This is a genomic window from Bacillus sp. 05T22, assembly GCF_056396765.1.
In genome coordinates, this window is record NZ_JBFTMC010000247.1 from 1 (window position 1) to 1246 (window position 1246).

At 34.8% G+C, this 1246-nt stretch carries 1 protein-coding gene; it reads left to right on the top strand.

Features of this window, described 5'->3' with window-relative positions:
* Positions 1-1132 (top strand): IS4 family transposase (locus AC1DIT_RS28155; RefSeq protein WP_476998604.1); only part of this gene is annotated, 1132 nt, incomplete at its 5' end.
* Positions 1133-1246: the final 114 nt, after the last annotated feature.

Below are 1246 nucleotides of genomic sequence, written 5' to 3' on the forward strand. Positions count from 1 at the left end.
GGCCTCATCTATACCGATGGCCTCATCTATACCGATTTCTTCTCCATATACTTCTGTTTTTAAGCGTATTCGTATTTTAGATTCAACTGCATTTCAGCTCCCAGATTCCTTTTCATTCGTTTATCCAGGTGCAGGAGGCTGCAGCCATACAGCGGGGGTGAAAATTCAGCTTGAATATGATTTATTAAGTGGACGGTTCCTGCATATTCATACCGGTCCAGGTAAACAACATGATCGAACCTACGGTTCTCTGTGTGTCCCAACTGTGACAGCGAATGATTTATGTATCCGAGATTTAGGATATTTTCATCTGAAAGATCTTCAACATATACAGGATAAAAAGGCTTACTATATCTCTCGTATCAAGTCGAATACACGTATTTATCAAAAAAATCCCAATCCTGATTATTTTAAAGATGGAAGAATCAAGAAAGGTACAGAGTATATACAAATAGATATGGAGGATTTAATGAACTCTCTTCTGCCAGGACAAACATGTGAAATATCCAACGCTTATGTAGGAATGAAGGATAAGGTACAAACTCGTGTGATTGTTCATCGACTAACAAAAGAACAACAAGAAAAACGACTACAAGATCAAACCGTAAGAGAAAAAAAGAAAGRAATGAAGTATTCTCCTCGTAGTAAACGACTCAGTGGTATCAATGTATATATGACAAACACTTCTACAGATGTTGTACCAATGGAACAAGTACATGATTGGTATTCTTTACGTTGGCAAATCGAAATTTTATTTAAAACGTGGAAATCATTCTTTTGCATTCATCATTGTAAAAAGATAAAACAAGAACGATTAGAATGCCATTTGTATGGGCAACTGATTGCCATTCTACTCTGTTCTTCTATTATGTTTCAAATGCGGAAGTTACTTCTTATGAAGAAGAAACAAGAATTGAGTGAATATAAAGCTATTTATATGATTAAAGACTATTTTTTTCTTCTATTCCAAGCTATACAGAAAGACACCCAAGAGCTATCAAAGATTCTAATTCGCCTGTTCAACCTCCTACAGCAAAATGGGCGAAAATCTCATCGATATGAGAAGAAAACAGTCTTTGATATATTAGGTGTCGTTTACAATTGTACCACGTCTGATAATCAAGCGGCTTAATTCAAAAAAATGAAACCCGATAGGGTTTATTTCGTATGCAAATCTTTAAATTCTCTACACATAATCTTTATAAAAAAGAAACAACCTCTATAATAATTAACGTTGTATGAGCTT